General features: G+C 68.2%; 3 protein-coding genes. 2 read left to right on the forward strand and 1 reads right to left on the reverse strand.

Annotated elements, in window-relative coordinates; genetic code table 11:
• The coding region (locus ACOJSF_RS10600; protein WP_420142170.1) for a glycosyltransferase family 2 protein at positions 1-246 on the reverse strand (246 nt) is incomplete at its 3' end.
• Positions 247-328: 82 nt separating this feature from the next.
• Here ACOJSF_RS10600 and ACOJSF_RS10605 point away from each other — a divergent pair.
• Together ACOJSF_RS10605 and ACOJSF_RS10610 are read left to right on the forward strand one after the other, a co-directional pair.
• Positions 329-1,543: a glycosyltransferase gene (locus tag ACOJSF_RS10605; RefSeq protein WP_420142171.1), complete on the forward strand. Its 1,215-nt coding sequence runs from the start codon at positions 329-331 to the stop codon at positions 1,541-1,543.
• Complete coding sequence (locus tag ACOJSF_RS10610; RefSeq protein WP_420142172.1) at positions 1,540-2,502, forward strand: glycosyltransferase family 2 protein; 963 nt, start codon at positions 1,540-1,542, stop codon at positions 2,500-2,502. Before ACOJSF_RS10605 ends, ACOJSF_RS10610 begins: the two co-directional genes overlap by 4 nt.
• The last annotated feature ends 261 nt before the right edge of the window (positions 2,503-2,763 follow it).

Raw genomic sequence — 2,763 nt, forward strand, 5'->3', positions numbered from 1 at the left:
CCCGTCGAGCGCGCGCAAGCCGGCGTTGCGCGCGCGCGCGGCGGTGAAGCCCTTGCTGGTATCGAGCAAAACGGTCGAGAAACCGAGCCCTTCGGCGAAGGCGACGCTGCCGTCGGTCGATCCCGAATCGACATAGACCACGTCCGATCCCGGCTCGATCGCGCGCAGGCAGGCCTTCAGCCGCTCGCCTTCGTTGCGGCCGATCACCACATAACCCACACGCGGTTTTGCTGCTGCGGATGTCACGCGCCCGCTCTAGGGAATTTGTCGCGGCTGGCGAGTCGATTTTTTGTTGCGCTGCGAAAGATGGCGGGGAAGGAAGCGAAGAATGGCGCGGGGGAACGCATCGAACGGGGGCAAAGGCGCGGTCGCCTATGTCGGCACGCGCCTGCCGACCCTGTCGGAAACGTTCGTGCACCGCGAGCTGCGCGGCCTGCGCGGACGCGGGCGCCGGATCGTGCCGGTATCGGTGCGCGCGCCGCAGGGGCCGTTCGGCGATCCCGAGCTGGATGAGCTCGCGAAGGAAGCTGTGCTCGTCTATTCGCGCGCCACCGCCGTGGCGCTGCCGCGCGCGATGGCGGCCATGCCGGGACAGTTTGCGCGGGCCGCGCGCGATGCGCTGGCGGTCGATCTGTCGGGCGCCAAGGCGCGCGCCAAATTCCTGACGCAGGCCTATATGGGGCTGACCGCCGGATGGCGGCTGCGCGATGCCGGGATCGGCCACGTCCACGCGCATCTGGCGAACACGCCCGCGACGGTCGCGCTGTATCTGGCGCGCGCGGTGGGGGCGACGTTCAGCTTCACGGGCCACGCCAACGATCTGTTCGTCCATCGCGAGGCGCTGGCGTTCAAGCTGCGCGAGGCGGCGTTCGTGTCCTCGATCAGCCGCTGGCACCAGGGTTTCTATGACGCGATCGTCCCGGGCGGGGATCGGCCGGTGATCCGCTGTTCGGTGACGGTGCCGCCGTCGGCGGAGGAGGGGCGCGACATCGTCTCGGTCGGGCGGCTGGTGGCGAAGAAGGGGTTCGACCTGCTGATCCGCGCCTTCGCCCGGATCGACGCGCCGGGCATGCGGCTGCGCATCGCGGGCGACGGCCCCGAGCGGCAGGCGCTGGTCGCGCTGGCCGAGGCCGAGGGCGTCGCGGACAAAGTCGACTTCCTCGGCGCGCAGCCGCATGCGGCCGCGCTCGCCTTGATCCGCTCGGGTGCGATCTTCGCGCTGCCGTGCCGCACCTCCTCGACCGGCGACCGCGACGGCATTCCCGTGGTGCTGATGGAGGCGATGGCGGCGGGCAAGCCGGTGATCGCCGGGCGGCTGGAGACGATCGCCGAGCTGGTCGAGGACGAGACGAGCGGGCTGCTGGTGCCGCCCGACGATGTCGACGCGCTCGCGACCGCGCTCCGCCGGATGATCGACGATCCGCCCGCGCGCCGCGCAATGGGGCTTGCGGGCCGCGACCATGTCCGGAAAGAGTTTTCCGACGATATCAACTGGGATCGACTGGAGGCGGCGATCGACGCCGCCCGCAAGGGGGACTTATGAGCGGCAAGCGCCAGACCTACTGCATCGTCAGCCCCGTGCGCGACGAAGAGAAATATATGCGCCGGACGCTGGAGTCGGTGGTCAACCAGACCGTGCCGCCCGATCTGTTCGTGATCGTGGACGACGGGTCGACCGACGCCACCCCGAAGATCCTGGCCGAGTATGAAGCCAAATATCCGTACATCAAGGTGATCCAGCGCAAGAATCGCGGGCAGCGCCGCGTCGGCGGCGGCGTGGTCGAGGCGTTCTACGAGGGGTGGGAAGTCGCCAAGCCGTACAATCATGACTTCCTGACCAAGCTTGACATGGATCTGGACCTGCCGCGCGGCTATTTCGAGCGGCTGCTGGAGCTGATGGCGGCCGACCCGCGCCTCGGCACCGTGTCGGGCAAGGCATATTATCCGGGGCCGACCAACACCGACGAAAGCTTCGAGGGCGAGCTGATCAGCGAGCATATCGGCGACGACGTCTCGCTCGGCATGACCAAGTTCTGGCGGCGCGAATATTTCGACGAGATCGGCGGGCTGGTGCCGCAGGTGCTGTGGGACGGCATCGATTGCTACAAGGGGCGCATGCTGGGGTGGAAGGCGCGATCGGTCGACGAACCGGCGCTCCGCTTCCTGCACCTCCGGCCGATGGGGTCGAGCGACAAGAGCATCGTCAAGGGGCGCATGCGGCTGGGCACCGGGCAGTGGATGATGGGATCGTCGCCCGCCTTCGTGCTCGCCGCCGCCGCGCACCGCGCGCGCCATCGCCCGTTCGTGATCGGTGCGCTCGCGACGCTCTACGGCTGGGCCAAGGCGGGCCTGACCGGGCAGCCGCGCATCGCCGACCCCGAATTCCGCAAGCATCTGCGCGCATACCAATGGTCCTTCCTCGTGCGCGGTCGCAACGCCGCCATGGAACGCGCCGAGGCGGCGGGCGAGGCGCGCTGGAAGAAGGCGCATCCGGGGCGGTGAGGGGTTGGCCGGGCGCCGTTCGTTCGGCTGTGTCCCAATCGTTCCAGGTCGTGCACCCATAAGGGGCAGCTTCGGCGGCGACGCCGAACGGCCAAGACTGGGTGGAAAGCGGAACGGCAGCTTTCGATGCGCAAGGGCCCGTTAGCTGCCGCATGCGCCTTATTCAATGTAGAGGTCGATCATCACCGAGGATCGGCTAGCGTTTGCGAGCACCGTAACGTTGCCGCCATGTTCGAACTCTTTTGGAATGGCGACATAGTA

It is taken from the genome of Sphingomonas sp., assembly GCF_048594985.1.
In the GTDB taxonomy this organism is placed as follows: Bacteria; Pseudomonadota; Alphaproteobacteria; order Sphingomonadales; family Sphingomonadaceae; genus Sphingomonas_I.

Excerpts from the sequence above, each read along its gene's own strand:
- ACOJSF_RS10605 (WP_420142171.1), top strand. The coding sequence starts at position 329 with ATGGCGCGGGGGAACGCATCGAACGGGGGCAAAGGCGCGGTCGCCTAT.
- ACOJSF_RS10610 (WP_420142172.1), top strand. The coding sequence starts at position 1,540 with ATGAGCGGCAAGCGCCAGACCTACTGCATCGTCAGCCCCGTGCGCGAC.